This window comes from Jiangella muralis (assembly GCF_001270745.1).
GTDB classification, from domain to species: domain Bacteria; phylum Actinomycetota; class Actinomycetes; order Jiangellales; family Jiangellaceae; genus Jiangella; species Jiangella muralis.
The window spans coordinates 79,295-100,630 of record NZ_LFXL01000025.1 but is presented as its reverse complement, the minus strand read 5'-3'; the positions used below and the strand labels follow the sequence as shown (position 1 = coordinate 100,630).

The 21,336-nt window shown below is 71.9% G+C and carries 20 protein-coding genes; 8 read left to right on the top strand and 12 right to left on the bottom strand.

The annotated features are described in order from the left end of the window. Window positions 1–525: 525 nt before the first annotated feature. Window positions 526–1,500 carry a DMT family transporter gene (locus tag ACW62_RS20680; protein ID WP_169792101.1) on the bottom strand — a complete coding sequence of 325 codons (975 nt, stop codon included), beginning with the start codon at window positions 1,498–1,500 and terminating at the stop codon, window positions 526–528. Window positions 1,501–1,629: 129 nt separating this feature from the next. Between ACW62_RS20680 and ACW62_RS20675 the strand changes: the two genes are divergently transcribed. Both ACW62_RS20675 and ACW62_RS20670 read left to right on the top strand, forming a co-directional pair. After that, a complete protein-coding gene (locus ACW62_RS20675) occupies window positions 1,630–2,745 on the top strand; it encodes a DUF4192 domain-containing protein (RefSeq protein WP_053206015.1) in 1,116 nt (371 codons plus the stop codon). A gap of 113 nt (window positions 2,746–2,858) precedes the next feature. Further along, window positions 2,859–3,353 (top strand): SRPBCC family protein, encoded by a 495-nt coding sequence (locus tag ACW62_RS20670; protein WP_053206014.1) that lies wholly within the window; start codon window positions 2,859–2,861, stop codon window positions 3,351–3,353. 291 nt (window positions 3,354–3,644) lie between these two features. Here ACW62_RS20670 and qcrB read toward each other — a convergent pair whose 3' ends face one another. Genes qcrB through ctaE form a run of 4 tightly spaced genes read right to left on the bottom strand, consistent with a single transcriptional unit; the run spans window position 3,645 to window position 7,877 of the window. Further along, window positions 3,645–5,288: a cytochrome bc1 complex cytochrome b subunit gene (gene qcrB / locus ACW62_RS20665; protein ID WP_053206013.1), complete on the bottom strand. Its 1,644-nt coding sequence runs from the start codon at window positions 5,286–5,288 to the stop codon at window positions 3,645–3,647. Continuing rightward, window positions 5,285–6,370, bottom strand: a complete 1,086-nt coding sequence (gene qcrA / locus ACW62_RS20660) for a cytochrome bc1 complex Rieske iron-sulfur subunit (protein WP_083459987.1) — start codon at window positions 6,368–6,370, stop codon at window positions 5,285–5,287. The genes qcrB and qcrA overlap by 4 nt, the downstream gene beginning before the upstream one ends. Further along, a complete protein-coding gene (gene qcrC, locus ACW62_RS20655; protein WP_240477359.1) occupies window positions 6,367–7,218 on the bottom strand; it encodes a cytochrome bc1 complex diheme cytochrome c subunit in 852 nt (283 codons plus the stop codon). The genes qcrA and qcrC overlap by 4 nt, the downstream gene beginning before the upstream one ends. An 11-nt stretch (window positions 7,219–7,229) precedes the next feature. Continuing rightward, window positions 7,230–7,877: an aa3-type cytochrome oxidase subunit III gene (gene ctaE, locus ACW62_RS20650; protein ID WP_083459986.1), complete on the bottom strand. Its 648-nt coding sequence runs from the start codon at window positions 7,875–7,877 to the stop codon at window positions 7,230–7,232. 208 nt (window positions 7,878–8,085) lie between these two features. Between ctaE and ACW62_RS20645 the strand changes: the two genes are divergently transcribed. Both ACW62_RS20645 and trpD read left to right on the top strand, forming a co-directional pair. Next, window positions 8,086–8,505, top strand: a complete 420-nt coding sequence (locus ACW62_RS20645) for a hypothetical protein (protein ID WP_053206011.1) — start codon at window positions 8,086–8,088, stop codon at window positions 8,503–8,505. Then, window positions 8,502–9,539, top strand: coding sequence for an anthranilate phosphoribosyltransferase (gene trpD / locus ACW62_RS20640; RefSeq protein WP_053206010.1), 1,038 nt, complete (start codon window positions 8,502–8,504; stop codon window positions 9,537–9,539). Before ACW62_RS20645 ends, trpD begins: the two co-directional genes overlap by 4 nt. Before the next feature lie 687 nt (window positions 9,540–10,226). Here trpD and ACW62_RS20635 read toward each other — a convergent pair. Both ACW62_RS20635 and ACW62_RS20630 read right to left on the bottom strand, forming a co-directional pair. Next, on the bottom strand, window positions 10,227–10,508 hold the full coding sequence (locus tag ACW62_RS20635) for an Lrp/AsnC family transcriptional regulator (protein WP_053206009.1): 282 nt from the start codon (window positions 10,506–10,508) through the stop codon (window positions 10,227–10,229). Window positions 10,509–10,553: 45 nt separating this feature from the next. Further along, window positions 10,554–12,296, bottom strand: coding sequence for a DEDD exonuclease domain-containing protein (locus ACW62_RS20630; protein WP_053206008.1), 1,743 nt, complete (start codon window positions 12,294–12,296; stop codon window positions 10,554–10,556). A gap of 195 nt (window positions 12,297–12,491) precedes the next feature. Between ACW62_RS20630 and ACW62_RS20625 the strand changes: the two genes are divergently transcribed. From ACW62_RS20625 to ACW62_RS20610, 4 genes are all read left to right on the top strand, one after another. Then, window positions 12,492–12,728 (top strand): hypothetical protein, encoded by a 237-nt coding sequence (locus ACW62_RS20625; protein ID WP_053206007.1) that lies wholly within the window; start codon window positions 12,492–12,494, stop codon window positions 12,726–12,728. Continuing rightward, window positions 12,725–14,017 carry an NYN domain-containing protein gene (locus ACW62_RS20620; RefSeq protein WP_053206006.1) on the top strand — a complete coding sequence of 431 codons (1,293 nt, stop codon included), beginning with the start codon at window positions 12,725–12,727 and terminating at the stop codon, window positions 14,015–14,017. Before ACW62_RS20625 ends, ACW62_RS20620 begins: the two co-directional genes overlap by 4 nt. Window positions 14,018–14,470: 453 nt before the next feature. Continuing rightward, window positions 14,471–14,713 carry a hypothetical protein gene (locus ACW62_RS20615; protein WP_053206005.1) on the top strand — a complete coding sequence of 81 codons (243 nt, stop codon included), beginning with the start codon at window positions 14,471–14,473 and terminating at the stop codon, window positions 14,711–14,713. A gap of 130 nt (window positions 14,714–14,843) precedes the next feature. Further along, window positions 14,844–15,824 (top strand): C40 family peptidase, encoded by a 981-nt coding sequence (locus ACW62_RS20610; RefSeq protein ID WP_053206004.1) that lies wholly within the window; start codon window positions 14,844–14,846, stop codon window positions 15,822–15,824. Window positions 15,825–16,004: 180 nt separating this feature from the next. Here the strand turns inward: ACW62_RS20610 and ACW62_RS36250 are convergent, their stop codons facing one another. The 5 genes from ACW62_RS36250 to ACW62_RS20590 form a co-directional block, all read right to left on the bottom strand. Next, window positions 16,005–16,139, bottom strand: a complete 135-nt coding sequence (locus tag ACW62_RS36250) for a hypothetical protein (protein ID WP_276202960.1) — start codon at window positions 16,137–16,139, stop codon at window positions 16,005–16,007. 209 nt (window positions 16,140–16,348) lie between these two features. Continuing rightward, entirely contained in the window at window positions 16,349–16,990 is a 642-nt protein-coding gene (locus ACW62_RS20605) for a response regulator transcription factor (protein WP_053206003.1), read from the bottom strand. An 11-nt stretch (window positions 16,991–17,001) separates the two neighbouring features. Next, on the bottom strand, window positions 17,002–18,507 hold the full coding sequence (locus ACW62_RS20600; RefSeq protein ID WP_157574880.1) for a GAF domain-containing sensor histidine kinase: 1,506 nt from the start codon (window positions 18,505–18,507) through the stop codon (window positions 17,002–17,004). 305 nt (window positions 18,508–18,812) lie between these two features. After that, complete coding sequence (locus ACW62_RS20595) at window positions 18,813–20,048, bottom strand: serpin family protein (RefSeq protein WP_053206001.1); 1,236 nt, start codon at window positions 20,046–20,048, stop codon at window positions 18,813–18,815. Window positions 20,049–20,057: 9 nt separating this feature from the next. Continuing rightward, on the bottom strand, window positions 20,058–21,335 hold the full coding sequence (locus ACW62_RS20590) for a serpin family protein (protein WP_053206000.1): 1,278 nt from the start codon (window positions 21,333–21,335) through the stop codon (window positions 20,058–20,060). Window position 21,336: the final 1 nt, after the last annotated feature.

Genomic DNA, 21,336 nt, shown 5'->3' with positions numbered 1-21,336 from the left:
TCGAGTTGCCTGGCCGACTCCTGCGCCCGCGCCGCGCCTGCCCGCCGTCGCGCACTCCCTCGGCCCGGCCCTGACCCGTCCTGCGCGCACCCTCGCGCCGCGCCCGCCGCGAACCCCACCCCGCGCCGCCCGCCGCTATGCACCCGCGCCCCACAACCGTCGAGCCCCCGCCCGGCGCGCACCCCGGGCCGCACGCCGTCCCGCGCCACACCGTCCCTCGCGCCGCCCGCCGCTAGGCACCCGCGCCCCACAGTCGTCGAGCCCCTGCCCGGCGCGCGCCCTCGGGCCGCACGCCGTCCCGCGCCACACCGTCACGCACCCCGCCCAGCTCCGACCCGCTATCGCGCACCCTCGCGGCCAGCACGGGACGACCGGCGCCGACTCAGCCCATCGTCCACGGCTGCGAACGGCGGCTACCGGCCAGCTGTCCTAACACGGCCGATCGGCGCTGCCCACCCAGCGCTCGGCACGCAACCTCGGTCGGTCCAACGGCCGGCGCAGCGTGGTTCGCGACCCGAAGCCGGTTCAGGGCTCCGCGACCGGCCGCGCGATGTCGTCGCACGTCACGTCGAGCGCCTCCCGAGACCTCGCCCCGTCGCCCGCCGTCCGATCCGTGGCCACGGCCGCCGGCACCACCGCCGGCTCCGGCTCCTTGTCCCTCGACGTCGCCAACACCGAGCCGATCAGGATCAGCCCGAACCCGACCCCCGTGAACACCGTGATCCGCTCGTCCAGCACCGCCACGCCGAGCAGGAGCGCCACCGCCGGATTCACGTACGTGATGACCGTCGCCCGGCTCGGCCCTACCTCCGCGACCAGCGCGAAGAACACCAGGAACGCCGCCACCGTGCACACGGCGCCGAGGCCGGCGACGCTGAGCCAGACCTCGCCCGACAGCGGCTCGCCCGGCCACTGCGCCAGCCCGAGCGGCAGGTACAGCACCGCCGACGCCGTCAGCGAGGCCGCCATCACGCCGAGGCCGGGCAGCTGCGACAGCCAGCGCGACAGGATGATCGGCCCGACGGCGTAGCAGACCGCGGTACCGGCGACCGCGAGCACCGGCGCCGGGCTGCTCGCCTCGACATCGAAGCCGACGAGGGCGGCGACGCCGGCGAAGCCCACCAGCAGGCCGGCCTGCCGTCGCCGGCCCGGCCGCTCCGTCCCCATCGCCCACACCAGTACGGCGCCGACCAGCGGCACCGCGGCGACGAGCAGGCCGGTCAGCGAGCTGGACAACTCCTGCTCGGCGTACCCGAGCAGATACCACGGGATACAGATCTCGATCAGCGTGAACGCCAGCAGCATCCGCCAGTGGGGGAGCAGCGGGCGCAGGTACCCGCGCCGTGCCGCCAGTGGCAGCAGCAGCGCCGCGCCGATCGCCGTCCGCGCCAGCACGATCGAGGCCGGCGACAACTCGTCGACGGCGACCTTGATGAGCATGTAGGGGATGCCCCAGATGATCCCCAGCGCGACGAAGAGCATCCACCCTCGACGGGACACACCGGCCTCCTCGACCATTGCGCGCCCCACCGGAACGCGTTGTCCACAGTGAATCTTCGCGGCGGCAGTTATCCACATTCGAGCGATCGGCGGTTGAGCCGAAGAGCTTCGCGGAGGAATGTCGCCTCCATGAAGATACGCGAACCCCACAACAGCACTGTCACGGCGGGCAACGCTGGCGAGCTCCTGGCCGCGGTCCCGCACCTCATCGGCTTCCACCCGCAGTCCAGCCTCGTGGCGATCCATGTCGACCTGGAACAGCAGCGCACCGGCACACTGCTGCGCTTCGACCTGCCCGACGGCGACCACGAGGACTTCGCGGCGGAGGTGGCCAGGCGCATCGAACACGGGCAGCCCGACGCCGTCCTCCTCGTCTGCTACGGCGACGGCGGACCGCCGGGCACCAGGGCGGCACCGGGGCATCCGCCGGACGGCGTGTCGCAGGGCGCGCTGCCGCATCAGGTTGTGATGGAACGCGTGCTGGCCGTGCTGGCCGGCGGCCCGGTGGCGGTCCTGGGGACGGCGTACGTCGACGGCGGGAGGTGGTGGACGTATGACTGCGACCATCCGGGCTGCTGTCCTGCTGAAGGCGTGCCGTTGCCTGATCCCGGCGTCGGCGCGGCAGCGGGCGTCGAGGCTCTGATGGCGCTGGCCGGGCGGCGGACGCTGGCATCGCGGCGTGAGCTGGAAGACGCCGTGCGCGGGCCGTTCGGCGCGGACGAGAAGGCCATGGTCCGGGTCTTCGAACGGATCGACCGCGAGTTGGCGACAGAGGCGCTGACCGACGGCGTCGAGGCGGTGCGGGGCCGAACACTGGTGCTCGCGCGGCTGCTGCTGGCGCGGTCGGCCGAGGGCGGGCCAGCGCCATCCGACGACGACGTGGCGCGGCTGAGCCTCGGCGCGGCGGACCTCCTCGTGCGCGATCGGTTCCTTGCGTTCGAGGGCGCCGATCCGGCCGCCTGGCTGGGCCTCCTGACCGCACTGGCCCGGCGCGCCCCCGACTCCCGCGCGGCGCCCATCTGCAGTGTCGTCGCGTGGGTCGCCTACCAGCAGGGCGACGGCGCGCTGGCGAACGTCGCGCTCGACCGGGTGCAGCTCATCGATCCCCAGCACACCATGGCCCAACTGCTGCGCGACTGCCTCGAGGGTCAGGTGAGCCCCGGCCACATCGCTGCCCTGACCCGCGAGGCCGTCGAGGCCACGGATCGGGCGCGGAAGGAGGTGAGCGGAGCTGGGGCCGCCTAGAGTCGGAACGTGGGACCACGGCGCTACGTGTTCGTCACCAGGTGGTGGGTGGGCGCGGCGCTTGACGAGACGTGTACGTTCCTGACGTCGCCCGGGCAGCGCTGGGTGGACTGGTGGCCCTCCATCCAGACGGCCGACGTGCGGCGAACGGACGGGCTCGTGGGCAGCACCGCGCGTGCACCTGGCGCAGCCCGGCCGGGTATCGGCTGAGGTTCGCGCTGACGCTGACCGGGGACGAACCGGGCCGTCTGGTCGTCCTCGCCGCCGACGGTGACCTGGCCGACACCAGCACGGTGCGGTTCGCCGCCGTGCCCGGCGGCACCCGCCTGGACATCGAGCTGCGCGTCGCCACGACCCGTGCCTGGACGAACGTCGCCGGTCCGCTGCTCGGCCCGCTGTTCCGCTACGGCCACAGTGCCATCATGCGCCGCGGTGAACGCGGTCTGCGGCGGGTGCTCGACAGCTCCGTGGCGGACCCGGGGTTGCCGGGGGAGCGCGGCGGTCCGTCCGGCTCTGCGGCGGGCGCCAGGTTGTCGAGTCGGGCTGTCGATCGCTCAGCGACGGATGCCGAGCCGCCCGGGGAGCACAGCGGCGGTCCGTCCGGCTGACCATTGTGCCGCCGCCACGTCGGCAACGGGCCGCCGACAGGGCATGCCCGCGCGCCGCCGGGCACGCCCGCGCCGGAAACAGGCCGAGCCGGGCATGCGCAGTGCCCAGAAGGCGTGGCGCCAGGAACACGCGGCGGCGGAGGCACGCTGTGCCGGGACCACGTGGCCCTGGGCGTGTGCGGCGCGGCGTCGGGCTTGCGCCGTGCCGACAAGGACGTCCGGCGAACGCAGAACGCCCGGGCCGTCCGTCGTGGACGACCCGGGCGCTCCGTGGACCTTGAAATGGAACTACTACTGCTGACCGCTGGGCAGTTCGTCGCGGGCAGAGTCGGAGCCGCCGTGGCCATCGTGGTGGGCGGCCTCGAGTTCTTGCACCGTCGGCTTCTGCACGACGTCGCCGAAGTAGAAGCGGGAGAGGCGGGCCTGCGCACGCTTGGCGCGGTAGTTCGGGTTCGGGATGCCGTTGGCGTCCGTCGCCGGGCCGGGGTCGGACGGCAGTTGCCGCTCGTGCCACGTCAGCTGGTACGCCTGAGCCTGCGACAGCGGCGCGTGCAGCTCCGAGAACTCGCCGTCGGGGCTGACCATGACGATGCCGGTCTCGCGGCCGTGCATCACCTTGTCGCGGTCGCGGCGTTGCAAACCCATGCAGATCCGCTTCGTCATGATGAACGCCAGTGGTGGCAGCACGAAGATGCCGATGCGGATGAACCAGGTGATCCAGTTGACCGGGATCTCCAGGATCGTCGCGAAGAAGTCATTGCCACCGGCGATCCACAGCAGGACGTAGAAGACGATGAACGCGACACCGATACCCGTCCGCACCGGCACGTTGCGCGGCCGGTCCAGCAGGTGGTGCTCCCGGGTGTCGCCGGTCGCCTTCTGCTCGAGCCACGGGTACAGCGCGAGCGGCGTCAGGATGATGCCGGGCAGCAGGATCGCCGGGATGAGCACGCTCATGCTCACCGGGTGGTCGAAGATGTAGAACTCCCACGCAGGCATCACCCGCAGGGCGCCATCGAGGAACCCGACGTACCAGTCGGGCTGGGTGCCGGCCGACACGACTGATGGATCGTACGGGCCCCACAGCCAGACCGGGTTGATCTGGATCGTCGCCGCCAGCAGGACGATGACGCCCATGACGATGAACTGGAAGCCACCGGCCTTGGCCACGTAGATGGGGAAGAACGGTGCGCCGGCGACGTTGTTGTTCGTCTTGCCGGGGCCGCCCCAGTGGGTGTGCTTCTGGTACCAGAGGATCATCAGGTGCGCGGTGACCAGCGCGATGATCAGCCCTGGAACCAGCAGGATGTGTACCGGGTAGAGCCGCGCGATGATGTCGTCGCCCGGATACTCGCCACCGAACAGGAACGACGACATGTAGGTGCCGACGATCGGGATGGCGAGCATGCCGCCCTCGATGATCCGCAGGCCGGTGCCCGACAGCAGGTCGTCGGGGAGCGAGTAGCCGGTGAAGCCGGCCGCCACGGCCAGGACCAGCAGCACCACGCCGATCAGCCAGTTGATCTCGCGCGGCTTGCGGAACGCGCCGGTGAAGAACACCCGCAGCATGTGGGCCGACATGGCGGCCACGAAGATCAGCGCGCCCCAGTGGTGTACCTGGCGCATCAGCAGGCCGCCGCGCACCTCGAATGAGATCTCCAGCGTCGACGAGTACGCCTCGGACATGCCGACGCCGCGCATCGGGAGGTAGGCGCCCTCGTACACGACGTGCGCCATCGTCGGCTTGAACCAGAGCGTCAGGAACACGCCGGACAGCAGGATCATGATGAAGCTGAACAGCGCGATCTCCCCGAGCAGAAACGACCAGTGGTCGGGGAAGACCTTGCGGATGTTGCGCTTCAGCCAGTTGGACGCGGTGATCCGCTGGTCGACGAAGTCGACGACTTTTCCGGCACTGTTGACGATGGCGCTCATCGCGTGCGCTCCCAGTAGCTCGGCCCGACGGGCTCGGTGAAGTCGCTCTGTGCGATCAGGTAGCCCTCCGAGTCTACGGCGATCGGCAACTGCGGGAGGCTCCGCGCTGCCGGGCCGAAGATCACCTTGCCGTTGTCCGAGAGGTCGAACGTGGACTGGTGACACGGGCAGAGCATGTGGTGGGTCGTCTGCTCGTAGAGGCTGATCGGGCAGCCGACGTGCGTGCAGATCTTGGAGTACGCGAGGATGCCGTCGACGCCCCAGTTCTCGCGGCCGGGCTCGACGTGGATGTCCTCCGGCAGCATGCGCACCAGCATGACCGGCGACTTCGCCCGCTCGTTGATGCGCTCGGGCCCGTGCTCGGGCAGGGCCTCGAACGTCGCCGGCATGGCGTTGACCAGCTGGCCGATCTCGAGGTCCGCGGCCCGGATGGGCATGAACGTGACGTCGGTGAGGACGCGCACGCCCTCGGCCCAGATGGTGTGCTCCTTGCGCTGGGCCGGCGTCCCGCCGGTGTTGGGGCCGAGGTCGCGCAGCATGATCACCGCGGGCAGCGGCAGCAGCGCCAGCGCGCCCAGCAGCGAGTTGCGGATCAGCTTGCGCCGGCCGAAGCCGGTCTCCTCGGTGCCGGTGTCGAAGTCGGCGATGGTGGCGGCGCGAGTCTCGTCGTCGCTGCGCAGCTCGTGCCGCTGGTGCACGACCTCGGGGGACGTCATCAGCGACCGCGCCCACTGGACGGCCCCGGCGCCGAGGAGGAACAGCGCCAGGCCCAGCGTGAGCCCGAGCGTGAGGTTCGACACCTGCACGTCGCCGATGTTCACGCCGTTCTCGGGGTTGTCAGGGTGGATCCCGACGACCACGTAGAAGACGATGAACGCGACGGTCAGCAGCGAGGCCAGCGTGAACATGCCGGCGACCTGTCGCTCGGCGCGCCGCTCGGCCTTGTCGTCGACGTCGGTGAGCCGCAGCTCGTCGTGGTGGAGTCCGGGGTCGGCGATCGGGTCGGCCGGCACCACGGCGTGCTCGCCGTGGGGAACGACCGCGTGCTCGTCACCGTTGGGGTTCACGTTGTGCGTGCTCATGCCTTCGACGACCTCGTCACGATCCAGGTGGCCATGCCGATCAGCAGGCCGATACCGACCAGCCACGCCCAGAGACCCTCGGCGACCGGCCCGGCCCGGCCGATGGCGAGGCCACCGGGGTCTGGCTCGTTCTGCACGCTGTCGAGGAACGCGATGATGTCGCGCTTGTCCTCGGGGGTGACCGTCGCATCGTTGAACACCGGCATCGCCTGCGGGCCGGTGAGCATGGCTTCGTAGATGTGCCTCGGCTCGACGCCGGTGAGGTTCGGCGCGAACTGGCCCATCGTCAGCGCACCACCCTGACCCGTCGTGTTGTGGCACTGGGAGCAGTTGGTGCGGAACAGCTCGCCGCCGCGCGCGACGTCGCCCTGGGACGCGTCGAGGTACTCCTCGTCGGGCTCGGCGGGGCCGGGAGCCAGCGAGGCGACGAACGCGGAGAGCGCGTCGATCTGGTCCTGCGAGTACGAGACCGGCTTGCGGACGGCCTGTGCGGACGGCGCGGCCAGCGGCATGCGGCCGGTGCCGACCTGGAAGTCGACCGAGGCGGCGCCGACGCCGATCAGCGACGGGCCGAGGACGTCGCCGTTGGCGTTGATCTGGCCCTCGCCGTTCAGGCCGTGGCAGGACGAGCAGCCGATGGCGAACAGCTGCCGGCCTTCCTCGATCTGCGTGGACGAGGCGGCCTGGACGTTCTGCGACGTCGACGGTGCCAGCGCGGCGTACGCGCCGCCGGCGGTGAACAAGACGGCCACCAGCACGGCGATCGCGGCGAGCGGGTGCCGCCGCCGGGTGGACAGCAGCCGCCCGATCCGCGAGACGCGGGGCCGGCCGGACAACGATCTGGGCACGTCTCTCCTCGTCACTTGACCACGTAGATGGTGAGGAACAGGGCGATCCAGACGACGTCGACGAAGTGCCAGTAGTACGACACGACGATCGTGCTGGTGGCCTGCTCGTGGGTGAACCGGCGCGTCATGAAGGTGCGGCCCAGCAGGAACAGGAACGCGACGAGGCCGAGCGTGACGTGGATGCCGTGGAACCCGGTGGCGAGGTAGAAGATGGAGCCGTACGGGTCGCTGGACAACGTCAGGCCCTCGTGCAGCGCCAGCTCGGCGTACTCGAACACCTGGCCGCCGATGAAGAAGGCGCCCATGAGGAACGTCAGCACGAACCACTCGCGCATGCCCCACTTGCCGACCTGCCACAGGCCGCCCAGGCGGCCCACTTGGCCGCGCTCGGCCCGCAGCACGCCCAACTGGCAGGTGACCGAAGACAGCACCAGAACGGTGGTGTTCACCAGCGAGAAGGGGACGTTGAGCAGCTCGGACTGCTGTTCCCAGAGGGCAGGGGCGTTGGACCGGAGCGTGAAGTAGATCGCGAACAAGGCCGCGAAGAACATCAGCTCACTGGACAGCCACACGATGACCCCGACAGCGACGAGACTCGGTCGCTCGGGTTGCCTCGTGTGGGCAGCGTCGACGGCGGTTGCAGAAGCCACGCCCGTCATTATGTCGGTCGCACTTCGCGAGCACGACAGGACCCCGGGGTTGAGAGTTCCCGGCGTGTCCCATCCATCCTGCGCGGTCGCGGAAAGTTAAGCAAGCCTTACCTGAGTGACCGGACGGCGAGACGGTCCTCGCCGTCCGGCGGGCGCGCACCGGTACCATCGTCTCGACCAGCCAGCCAGCCGAGAGATCCCAGCGAGGACCCGCAGGATGAGCAGCACCGAGCCGACCACGACGATCCTCGTCTACAGCGACGATCGCACCACGCGCGAGCAGGTGCGGCTGGCCATCGGCCGGCGTCCGGCCGCGGACCTGCCGAAGGTGGAGTTCGTCGAGGTCGCCACGCCAGCCGTCGCCATCCGGACGCTCGACGCCGGCGGCATCGACATCGCCGTGCTCGACGGCGAGGCGGTCCCGGCCGGCGGCATGGGCCTGGCCCGCACCATCAAGGAGGAGATCTACAACGCTCCGCCCGTGCTGGTGCTGATCGGCCGCCCGCAGGACGCCTGGCTGGCGACGTGGTCGCGGGCCGAGGCGGTCGTGTCGCACCCGCTCGACCCCATTGCCGTCGCGTCCGCCGTGGCCGGCCTCATGCGGCGCCGCACGTCCGGCGTCACCGCCACCTCATGAGCGAGGCGCAGCAGACCTGGCCCGCCGTTCTCACGGCGCTGGTCGCGGGCGACGACCTCTCCACCGAGTCGGCCGCCTGGGCGATGGGCGAGATCATGCGCGGCGAGGCGACGCCGGTGCAGATCGCCGGGTTCGCGGTCGCGCTGCGTGCCAAGGGCGAGACGGTCACCGAGCTCGAGGGCCTGGTCCAGGCCATGTACGAGGTCGCGACGCCGTTCCCGGACCCCGGTCCCGCACTGGACATCGTCGGCACCGGCGGCGACCGCGCGCACACCGTCAACATCTCGACCATGGCGGCCATCGCCGCGGCGGGGGCCGGCGCGCGCGTCGTCAAGCACGGCAACCGCGCGGCGTCGTCGCTGTGCGGGGCGGCCGACCTGCTGGAAGGGCTCGGTATCCGGCTGGACCTCCCGGTCGCGCGGGTGGCCGAGATCGCCGTCGAAGCCGGCATCACGTTCTGCTTCGCTCCGGCGTTCCACCCGTCCCTGCGGTACGCGTCGACGGCTCGCGCGGAGTTGGGCATCCAGACGACGTTCAACATGCTCGGCCCGATGGCCAACCCGGCCCGGCCCAGCGCCCAGGCGGTCGGCGTGGCCGACGCGCGGGTCGCGGGGCTGATCGCCGGGGTGCTGGCCGGACGCGGCACGTCCGCCCTGGTCTTCCGCGGCGACGACGGCCTCGACGAGCTGACCACCACGACGACGTCGCGAGTGTGGGTCGTGCGCGACGGCGACGTGTCGGAAGAGCGGTTCGACCCCACGTCGCTGGGCATCGCGCCGGTGCCGGCCGAGGCGCTGCGCGGCGGCGACGTCGCCTACAACCTCGGCGTGGCCCGGCGGTTCGTCGGCGGCGAGAAGGGCCCGGTGCGCGACGCGGTGCTGCTCAACGCCGCGGCGGGGCTGGCAGCGTACGACGCTCTCGACGCGTCGCTGACCGACCGGCTGGCGGCAGGGCTGGAGAAGGCCACGGCAGCCATCGACTCCGGCGCGGCCGAGCGAGTGCTGGACCGCTGGGTGGCGGCCGCCTCCGCCTGACGCCGGCTGCTTCTGGCGCTGGTGCCGGCCCGCTTCTGCTTGGCGGCCGCCGCTGTCGCTTGACGGGGGCTGCTTCCGCCCGACCGGGCTGCTGCCGCTTGACCGGGGCCGCTGCCGTCTGACGGAGGCCGCTTCTGCTGTTGCGGGTGGTCGACGTCTTCTACTCGCTGCCGTCGCTGTTCGTGCTTGGCGGCCGGCGCTGTCGCTTGACCGGGCCGGTGCTGCCGCTTGGCGCGGACGCTGTCGCTTGACGAGGGCCGCTTCCGCTTGGCGATAGCCGTTGCCGCTTGACGCCGGCCCGGTCCTGGCGTTGTTGAGCCGGTAACCACTGGTCAGCCGGGTTTCGCCGAGTCTGTCGGTACCCGCCCATAGGGTGGGCCCACCCGGGCCGGGCGGGTCATGCCTACCACGGCGCGAAACGGCGCGGGGCGTGCGCACGTCGGCTTGACACGTGGCCGACGCGCACGCCGACTCGGACGGGATGGACGCGCGCAGGCCGACCCGAATGGGGCGGATGCGCGCACGCCGACCAGGACGGGACGAACGCCCGCACGCCGACCCGGCCGGCTCGGACGGGGCGGACGCGCGCGCTCGCAGCGGCCGCTGCGGGAACCCGACCCACAGCCCGGCGGCCCCGGGCGGGTGCCGGCGACCCGAGCGGTCGCAGGGCGTGACAGGCGCTCTTCGTCAGTCCTCGGCGCCGAGGGCGAACGCGGCCTCGAGGTCGTGCTTGGAGTAGGTGCGGAAGGCGATGTGCGTCTCGGTGTTGAGCACGCCGTCGACCTTGTTGAGACGGTCGGCGACGACCTCGGCGATGGCGTCGTGGGTGCGCACCCGGACGAGGGCGACGAGGTCGATGTCGCCGGTGACCGAGTAGACCTCGCTGACGCCGTCGAGGGCGGCGATCTCCGTCGCGACCTCCGGGATGCGCGCGACGTCGGCCTGAATGAACACGATGGCGGTGATCACGTGATGTCTCCTCGGGGTGTATCCGGTACGGCGCCGACACTACCGCTAGCGCAGCGGCCGCAAGGGACGCCGGTCGGCGAACGGGCGGGCGGCGCGCTGATCGTCGTCGCGGGCGTCGGCGACGGCGGAGTAACCGGCCGCGCTGGGCCACGGCAGCGTCCAGACGCCGTCGACGCGGACCAGCCGGGTGCCGGGGGTCTCCAGCCAGCGCAGCACGCACTCGGTCTCTTCGGCGGTGGCGGCGGGCAGCGGCTCGGGCGCCGGCTGCACCGTCTCGGCCGTCGCGACGAGGGCCTCGACGGCCGGGCGTGGGTCGACGCCGGGTGGGGTGACCTCGGCGCCGGCCAGCCGTCCGTACCGGACGACGTGCAGTTCCCACCCGCCCAGCTCACGTCGCCGAGCCGCCACCAGCTGCGGCACCGATGCCAGCGACGCCATGCGCTGTGACCGCACGAGCGACCGCACGAGCGTGGCCAGCCGGTCGCGCCGGACAGCGGCCTCCTCGTAGCGTTCCTGGCCGGCGAGCGCCGTGATGCGGTCGAGCAGTTTGCGCACCAGCGGCCCGGGATCGCCGGTGAACGCGTGCCGCACCTGGTCGACGTGTACCGCGTACTCCGCCGCCGACTCCGCGCCCGTGCATGGCGCGCCGCAGCGGCCCATGTCGGCCAGGATGCACGCGGACGACGACGGCGACGCGGACAGCCGCTGCGTGCACTGGCGGATCGGGACCGCCTCGTGGATGGCCGTCATGGCCGCCTCGGCGATGCGCCGCGACCCGAACGGCCCGAGGTAGGCGGAGCCGTCGTCGCGGACCTGCCGGACCAGCGACAGGCGCGGGAACGCCTCGATGGTGAGTTTGAGCCAGCTGCCGCGTTCGGGGAACCGTGACCGCCGGTTGTACCGGGGCTTGCGCTCGGCGATGAGTCGCAGCTCGCGGACCTCGGCCTCCAGCGGCGTGGCGCACTGGATGCCGGTGACGCCGGTGGCGATGGAGACCATCTCGGTCATCCGCGACCGCGTCTCGGACGCCGTGAAGTAGGTGCGCACGCGGGTGCGCATGTCCTTGCTCTTGCCGACGTACAGGGTCTCGCCGTCGGGGGCGGTGAACAGGTAGACGCCGGGCGCGTGCGGCAGCTGCTCGGACAGGTGCCGCTTCTGCCGCTGCGCCACGGTGACCTTGCTCTGCCAGAGCGCCAGCTCCTCGACGGTGTGCACACCGACGTTGCCGAGCCGTTCGAGCAGGCCGTGCAGCACGTCGACCGTCGCCCGGGCGTCGGCCAGCGCCCGGTGGTTGGGCGTGGTGGAGGCGTGGAACAGCCGGGCCAGTGTGGACAGCTTGCAGTCGCGGGCCTCGTCGCGCGACAGCACCCGGCGGGCCAGCCGCGCGGTGTCGAGCACCTGGAACGTGGGCCAATGGGTGCCGGTGACCTCGCATGCGGCCTTCAGGAACCCGACGTCGAACGGCGCGTTGTGGGCGACGAGGACGCTGCCGCGGGCGAACTCGAGGAAGGCCGGCAGCGTCGACTGGATGGGCGGCGCACTGGCCACCATGTAGTCGGTGATGCCGGTGAGCACGGCGATGAACGGCGGGATGGACGACGCCGGGCGGACCAGCGTGTCGAACTCGCCCACGACCTCGCCGCCGCGGACCTTCACCGCCCCGATCTCGGTGATCTCGTTGCCGTCGGGTCCGCCGCCCGTGGTCTCGAGGTCGACCACGACGAACGTGGTGGAGACCAGCGGCATGCCGATCTCGTCGAGCGTGCCCTGGATGGCCACGGCCGTCATGTCGCACCCCTCTCGGTCGATCGGCCACCTGATGCGCACAGTAGGCACCGGCACTGACAATCTCCGGGCACGACCCGCGGTTCGCCGTCCTTTGTGGGACTCCAGCCGCGCCGGACCTCGCGGGCGGCGTCCACGCCGCGCACGGCCTACGCTGGGCGGGAACACGTCCGACGAACCGACGCCGAGGAGCAGCCCATGCCCGTTCCCCAGCCGTCCGAGACCACTCGGTGGCGCTGCGCGCAGTGCGGCAACCTGACCCGGTTCGACGTCGTGCGGTCCAGCCGCGTGCGCGAGTTCGTGCACGTCGACCTCGCCGGTGACCCGAAGGTCGAGGAGACCGACGTCCTCGCCGAGTCCGTCGAGCGGGTGGTCTGCCGGTGGTGCGGTGGTGAGGGAACGGTGGAGCTCGTCGCGCGTCCAGACTCAGCGTGAGCACACTGCCCGACGCGGTGCGGTCGCGGCTGGTCGCACTGGGGTCGGACGTGCTGGGCGCCCTGCCCGCGGGCGACGTCCCGGGGGTGCTGCGGCCGGTCGCGAAGTTCGCGGCGGCCAAACGGGCCCGCCTCGGCGGCAGCGCCATCGCGTCGGCCCTCGACACCGAGCCGGGGTTCCGCCGCCGTGTCCTCGACGCCGCGTCGGCCGCCGACCCGGCCCTCGTCAAGGCGCTGGAGTCGGGCGCGGCGCCGGCCGCCGCCGACCCCGTCGACGTCGCCGTCCTCGCCTACCTGCTGCGGCCGGACGGCTGGGAGGCCATGGTCGAGGCCGCCGCCGCCTCCGTCCGTCACGGCGACGACGCCGCCCGGCTCACCCGCGAGGCGGCCGCCGCCGAGCGACTGCGCGAACAGCTCGACGCGGCCCGCGCGACCACGCGGGAGCTGCGCACGACCATGCGGGCCGAGCTCGACCGCGTCAAGGCCGAGAACACCATGCTGCGGCGGCGCGTCCAGGAGACCCGCGAGCGGCTGAGCGAGGTCCGTCAGCAGGAGCACGACGAGCAGGAGCAGGCCGGCCGCGAGCTCTCCGACGCCCGCGCCGCCCTCCGCACGGCGGAGACCGAGGTCCGGCGACTGCGCACCCGCCTGGCCGACGCCGAGGCGGCCCTCGAGGCGGCCCGCCGCAGCGGCCGGGCCGAACGCAGCCTCGGCACCGCCCGGCTGGCACTGTTGCTGGACACCCTCGGCGACGCCGCGGCGGGCCTGCGCCGGGAACTGGCGCTACCCGCCTCCACGCTGGCCCCCGCCGACACCGTCGAGGCGGCGATCCCCGGCAGCCCGCTGGACGGCGGCGCGGTCGGCCGCGCCCGGGGGGCCGACGAGCCCGGCTACCTCGACGAACTGTTGTCCCTGCCGCGCGTCCACCTCGTCGTCGACGGCTACAACGTCACCAAGGCCGCGTGGCCGACGATGCCGCTGGACGCCCAGCGGTCGCGGCTCGCGCAGGGACTGGCGGCGGTGGCGGCACGGACGGGCGCCGAGGTCACGCTGGTCTTCGACGGTGCGGACGTGACGGTGCCGCCGCCGGTCGCGGGGGCCGGGATCCGGGTCCGGTTCAGCCCGGCCGGGCAGACGGCGGACGAGCTGATCCGGCGCCTGGTCCGGGCCGAGCCCCAGGGCCGCCCGGTGATCGTGGTCTCGTCCGACCGCGAGGTGGCCGACGGCGTCCGGCGCCCCGGCGTGCGCAGCGTCGAAGCGGTGGCGCTGATCGGGTTGCTTCGGCAGTGAGCCCGGCCACGCCCTCATGATCATCGGCGATCGACCACGTCATACTGGGGTCGATCGCCGATGATCATGAGGGCGGGGAGCCGGTCGCCGAACCCCGCCAGCAAGGGTGAGCGGCCAGCGGACCCGGAGCACAGCGAGCAGTGAAGCCCGGGCCCATTGTTCGGCTGGCCCCCTGACGCTGCTTGAACGCTCCCGACAATGGAGAGCAGCAGGGGGCTGGCCAACGCGGCAACCCGGCCAACGCGAGCCGGCCAACCAAGAAGCGGCGAACCGCTGCCCCGGCGAACCGCGACAGCCACAAGACCACATCAATCACTCTGGTAACACGGGTCCCACCAGCGCGGACTCCGGTCGCACTCCGGTTGTACACCGACTTTGTCGGACCCTGCCCCTAACGTTCTTGATCAGCGGGGAGAACGGCTCACCGCTGAAGGCGCGAGAGGGAGGGAAGTCATGCACATCGACTGCGACCGCTGCGAGATGCGGGGCCTGGCGTGTTCTGACTGCGTGGTCTCGGTGCTCCTGGGGCCCATCGACAACGAGTTGGGTGGTGAGGAGCGGCAGGCGCTCGGCGTCCTCGCGGAGGCGGGGCTGGTGCCGCCGCTGCGTCTGGTGGTGGCTGAGGGTGACACCGGGGCGAGAAATTCCGCCGAAACCCCCGCGAGGGATTTGCGGGAGGCACGTGAGGCTGGCTAGGCTCCCGGCCCAGGTGCCTGAATCCCGCCCCGAAGGAAGGACCAGAGTGCCTGAGCCAGGTGGTCCCCCCCGCCGTCCGCGCCGCGCGCTTGTCGTGCTGTGCACCGCCGCAGTCAGCGTCGCGGGGGGAATGACCCTCATCACCCAGAGCAACGCCGATCCGAAGCCGACGATCTCCGAGGTCAGGGAGCAGGTCGACAGCCTGTACCACCAGGCCGAGCAGGCGACGGAGCGGTACAACGCCGCCACCGACGAGCTCACCGAGGTGAAGCGCCGCATCGAGCGGGCGCAGGCGTCGGTCGAGCGGCAGCAGGCAGCGGTCGACGCCGTGCGAGCGCAGATCGGCGCGTACGCCGCGGCCACCTACCGGTCCGGCGGCATCGTCGACCCCACACTGCAGACGCTGCTGGCCGAGAGCCCCGAAGACTTCCTCGCGCAGTCGTCGGTCATGAACGCGTTCGCCGGCCAGCAGGCCGAGAGCCTGGCCAGCGCCGCCGACGTGAGCCGCAGCTACGAGACGGCCCGCCTCATGGCCGACGAAGAGCTGACCCGTCAGCAGGCCGTCGAGGCCACGCTGGAGTCGGAGCAGGCCACCGTCGAGAAGCTGCTGGCCGACGCGCAGGAGATCCTCGACCAGCTGGAGGCCGAGGAGCTGCAGCAGCTGGAAGAGGACCGCGAAGAGAACGCCGAGATCCCCGACCGCGGCGAGGACGACGAGACCGACGAGGACGAGGACACCCCGACCGACCCGCCGCCGGTGTCCGGCCGTGCGGGCGTCGTGGTCGAGTTCGGGTTGGCGCAGGTCGGCGAGCCGTACGAGTGGGGCGGCAACGGGCCGGGCAGCTGGGACTGCTCCGGCCTGACGTCCGCCGCCTGGGCCGAGGCCGGGGTGAGCCTGCCGCGCTCGTCCGGCTCCCAGATCAACGTCGGTACTCGCGTCTCGAAGAGTCAGCTCGAGCCCGGCGACCTCGTCTTCTACTACAGCCCCATCAGCCACGTCGGCATCTACATCGGCGGCGGCGAGATCGTGCACGCCACCCACCCGGGTGATGTCGTGAGCGTCGACGACGTCGACCTCATGCCGTTCGCGGGGGCCACGCGGCCGGGCTGACCGAAGACCCCAGACGCGAAGATCCCAAGACGCAGCGAGAGCCGGGCGCCCCACGGGTGTCCGGCTCGATTTCTGTTCAGGACCGGCCCAGCGGACCGGACGAGGCACCCGTGACGCCGTTGTCACGGGGCGCTCGCTCCACCGGTTGCTCTCGCGGTGCAACCGCTGATCGGTGCGACGTCAGCCGACGCTGATGGCGTGTGCCAACTGCCAGCTGATGAACCACGTGCCGGCCAGGATCACAGCGAACACGGCCAGCCGCATCAGAGCGCTCTCGATGCGCAGAGAACCCTGTTGCCGTAGTGCGTCACGCATGGTCGATCACCCCCGGACCTCTCAACCTCATACCGGCGGGTTTACACCGGCTTACATCAAGGATGAGGTCAGATGACTTCGGGGTCGATGGAGCGAGCGTCTACTTACGTATCGACCGAACGGGGGACACCCGTCACAGCCGGTGACCGTGCGTCACGGAGTGTCACAAGAACCGCCCCGATGTCACGGAAGCGCGTCCTGGTGTCACATTACCCCGGTTGCGCCTCTTCTCCATTGCTCAACAGCCCGGCCCGTACCGCGGCCATGATCGCCTGCGCCCGGTTGGACGCGTTGAGCTTGTCGTAGAGCTTCGAGACGTGGGTCTTCGTGGTCGACTCGCTGATGTAGAGCTTGCGGGCGATGCTCGACACGCCGAGGCCGTCGGCGAGGAGGTCGAGCACCTCGCGCTCGCGCCGGGTCAGCTGCGGCCCGGTGGGGTGCAGGCGGCGCTGCATGGCCTCGGCCAGGCCGTCGGCGACGAAGGCGGACGGGGTGGCGGCGGCGTGGCGGGCGGCGGCGACGACGTCGTCGCTGGGGGAGCTCTTCGGCACGAATGCCGAGGCGCCCGCGTCGAGGGCGCCGAACAGGTGATCGTCACCGGCGTACATGGTGAGGATGACCAGGCCGATGTCGCCGCGCGTCTCCCGGAGCTTCTGCGCCAGCTCCAGTCCGCTGCCGTCGGGAAGACGGATGTCGATGACCGCCACCGTGGGTTGGGTGGCCTCGGCGAGCTTCGCCGCCTCTGCGACGGTGGCGGCCTCGCCGACCACGGTGAATCCGGCGTCTCGCTCGAAGGCGCGGCGCAGACCTTGGCGGATGAGCTCGTGGTCGTCCACGAGCATGACCGACATGGGCACGGTTGTTACCCCTCTCCATGAACGTTGCCGAGGGATACGTCGACGACCGTACCGCTCTCGGGCCTGTCTTCGATGACGAGTGTGGCGCCCACTCGCCGGGCTCGCTCGGCCATGATTTCCAGACCGTAGCGGCCACGCGGCTGCTCCCGCATGCCCATGCCGTCATCGACCACGCGAATCTGCGCGTTGGGCGGGCTGACCGACACGGTCACCCACAGGTTCTTCGCCTTGGCGTGCTTGCGTACGTTCGTGATGGCCTCCTGGCCGATGCGCAGCAGTTCGGCCTCGACCTCCGGCCGCAGCCGGTCGTGCTCCTCCTGGTGCACGAGGTGGACCTTCAGCCCGGCCTGGGCGCCCACCTGGCGGGCGTAGGCCGACAGCGACGTTCCGAGGCCGCCGTCGTGGTCGAGGTCGCTGCGCAGGTCGAAGATCGAGTGCCGCAGGTTCGACAGGATGCGGGTGAGCTCCTGCCGCAGGGTGGTCGACAGCGACTTCGCGTCGGCGTCGGTGGTGCGTGCGATGAGGTCGTCGACGAGGTAGCCCAGCGAGGTCAGCTCCTGGGCGATGCCGTCGTGGATCTCGCGGGCCAGCCGGCGCCGCTCCTCGCGGGTGGCCAGTTCGCGCACCTCGTCGAAGAGCAGCGCGGTCTCCAGCCGCAGCGCGCCCTCGTCGGTGGACCCGACGAGCACCTGCAACTCGTCGGAGGAGACCTGGTCGGGCACGTCGGCGACGATGACGCCCATGGTGCGCGACCCGACCCGCAGCGGCAGCACGACGCGGTAGCCGCGGCGGCCGTTGGGGGTCCAGGCGGGTGTCTCGCTGCTCCACGCCTCGAGGACGACGGGGTCGCGCTCGGCGCCGAGCAGCCAGCCGTCGTCCTCGCCGCGGTGGGCGAGCGGGAACAGGTTGCCGCCCTCGCGCCGCACCAGCAGCGCGGCCCGGCGGACGGCGAGCGGTCCGGCGACGTTGTCGAGCAGGCCCTCCGCCAGGGTGCCCGGGTCGAGGCCGACGGAGAGCCGGCGCGACACCACCCGCAGTTCGGACAGCAGCCGGTACGCGGCGGCGTAGCGTCCGCCGTCGGCGACCTGGATGCTGTCGAGCCGCAGGACCCACGCCCCGATGGCGCCGGTGGCGAAGATGATGACGACCCAGACGGAGACGCTGCCGAACGTGGGCAGCTCGATCAGGTTGCCGCCGGCCAGCACGTTGCCGATGGCCAGGCCGATCGCGCCGGTGAGCGTCGTGATGGCGGTGCCCATGATGCTGCCGGCCAGCCCGGCCGCGAACGCCGGCACCAGCAGGTAGGGGAGGGCGAGGTAGGCCTCGGGCAGCCCGAGCCCGACGATGATCGACGCCAGCGCCATCTCCGCGGCCACCCGGACGCGGGTGCGCGGGAGGATGCGCTCGGAGATGGCCGCCGCCAGCGCGACGAGGGCCAGCGCGCCCAGCCACCACCAGTCGGTGACGACGCTGCGGGCCGACCCGGTCAGGGCGATGACGAGTGCGAGCATGCCTGGCCGCGCGACGGCCACGCCATGCCAATGCCGCTGGACTGAATCGGGTGCCCACACACTCACAGGCGGCAGTTTGCCGTAAAACTTCGATCCGCGAGTTCCGAATCGCGGCATGTGCCCGTAGTTCGAGATCGCAAAAACGTGATCCGGGCCACAGGACCGTCCGTTACTGGCAGTGACCGGTCGGAAACGGACTGTGACGCTGTGACGCCGTCTTCGCTTCGAGTCGCGCACCCGCCGGAAGTACGTTATAGGCCCGATTCGGGCAGTGCCATTCCGCCGTCGAAACGGACATCACGGCGTCAGCCGCGGGGGTCGGCGACGGCGCCGAGGAACAGGATCGTCCCGGTCTGGCTGTCGGAGATGGTGAACGCGAACGGACGGTCGACGCGGAAGGTCTCGCCGGCCGATTCCCTCATCACCCCGCCGGTGACGGCGGCCGCCTCGGTGCCGGCCTCGTCGACCCGGAGGTACGTCTTCTGCACGACGACGTCGAGGAACGGGTTCTCCGGCGACATCGGGGTGAAGTCACCGCCGCCGAACGCGCTGTCCATGCCGAGCGCACGGAGCGGGTCGTTGAGATCGGCCTTCCATTCCAGCTCGAACCGCGGCAGCGCCAGCTCGCTCACCTCCCGCACCTGCAGCGCGCCGACGGCAGCGGCCCACTCGGCCGCGTCGAGCGACGAGAGCAGCCGCGGGAGGTCCACGCCGTCGTCGGGCAGCAGGATCTCCATGGCGTACCGCTCGTCCTCGCCGTAGGTCAGCCGGAGCATCTGGTAGCCGTCGCGCTGGGCCACGGGCAGGGGCTGGTGGGTGAGGTGCATGAACGGCACCGTGGCAGTGGTCCCGTCGGTGAGCCGGAACCCGCCGTCGCGAGTGTCCGCGGGGTCGAACTGGGTGGTCCACGTGCCGAGGAAGTAGACGGCGTTCAACAGCACCAGGACGGCGTCGCCGTTGGGCAGCCCGAGGTCGGCGGCGATGCCGTCGATGCGGTCCTCGGTCTGGTCGCGGACCCACGCGTCGATCTCGTCGGCCGTCTCCTGCGACGCGAGGTCGGCATCGTCGACGGTGGCGCCGAAGGCGTCGCGGGCGAAGGCGAGGTAGTTATCCTCGAACGGGTACCCCTCGCGCGCCCACAGGGCGTTGGCGACCGACAGGGTGACGTCGTCGGTGTCGGCCAGCTCGCGCAGCAGCGCGCCGACCCGGACGTCGCGGGAGTCGTCGAGGTGCAGGACGGCGGCCATCTCCTCCGCCGTCTGGCCGCCGGCCCCGGCCAGCACCATGGCCAGCAGTGCGGCCGCCGACACCGGCGACGTGACGGTGTTCTGGGTGCCGTCGCCGACCTGGGCCAGCAGGTCGAAGCCGAACTGGTTGACCGACGTGCCGACGGCGGTCGCGTCGGCCGGGTCGAGGTCGGCGACCAGTCGCAGCGACGCGGGGTCGCCGGTGGGCTCCGGGTCCGGCGCCGCGGCGGTGCCACAGGCCGTGGCCAGCAGCCCGCCCGCCAGTACGCCGGCGATCAACCGGGTGTACGACATGGTGCCCCCTCAACCGCGTGGGTCGGTCACCGTCCCGAGGAAGACGATGGTGCCGGTCTGGCTGTCGGAGATGGTGAACGCGAACGGCCGGTCGGCGCGGAAGCTCTCGCCGGCCGAGCTGCGGGTGACGCCGCCGGTGACGGCCGCGGCCTCGGTGCCGGCCTCGTCGACCCGGATGTAGGTCTTGTGCACGACGGAGTCGAGCGTCTGCGGGTCCGCCGACATCGGCCGGAAGTCGGCGTCCTGGAAGGCCGGGCCCATGCCGAGCGCCGTCAGCGCGTCGCCGAGGTCGGCGTCCCACTCGAGCTCGAACTTCGGCACCGCGACGGTCTGCAGCTCCTGCGGCGCCAGCGCGCCGACGGCGGCGGACCACTCGGCGGCGTCGAGGGACGAGAGCAGCTGTGGCAGGCCGGCGGGGTCGTCGGGGAGCAGGATCTCCATGCCGTACCGGCCGTCGGCGCCGTACGGCAGCCGCAGCATCGAGTAGCCGTCGCGCTGGACGAACGGCAGCGTCTGCCCGCGCAGGAGCATCAGCGGCACGTCGGTGGTGCTGCCGTCGGGCAGCGTGAACGCCTGCGCCTGGGTGTCGGCGGGGTCGAACTGGGTGGTCCAGGTGCCGAGGAAGTAGACCGCGTTGACGAGCACCAGCGCCGCCGCGGGGTCGGGCAGGCCGAGGTCGGCGGCGATGCCGTCGATGCGGTTCTCGGTGGCGTCGCGCACCCACGCGTCGATCTCGTCGGCGGTGGCCTGTGACCCGAGGTCGGCTTCGTCGATGGTCGCGCCGAAGGAGTCGCGGACGAACGACAGGTAGTCGGCCTCGAACGGGACGCCCTGCTGCGCCCACAGCGCGTTGGCCGGCGCCAGCGTGACGTCGGTGGTATCGGCCAGCTGTCGCAGCAGCGCACCGACCCGGACGTCGCGAGGGTCGTCGAGGTGCAGCGTCGCCGCCATGGCGGAGGCGGTCTCGCCGCCGGCCCCGGCCAGCACCATGGCCAGCAGCGACGCCACCGATACGGGGGAGGTGACGGTGTTCTCGGTGCCGTCGCTCAGCTGACCGAGCAGGTCGAAGCCGAACTGGTTGACCGACGCGCCGACGGCGCCGGCGTCGGCCGGCGCGAGGTCGGCGACGACGTCGATGCGCGGCGCCGGCCCCGGGTCGGCGGTCGGCGCCCCGGTGGCCGGGGCGCCGGTGGACGTGCCGTCAGTCCCGTCGTCGGCCGCGGAACCGCAGCCGGCCAGCAGCAACGCGCCGGCGAGCACCGCGCCGGCCACGCGGGGCAGGGACATG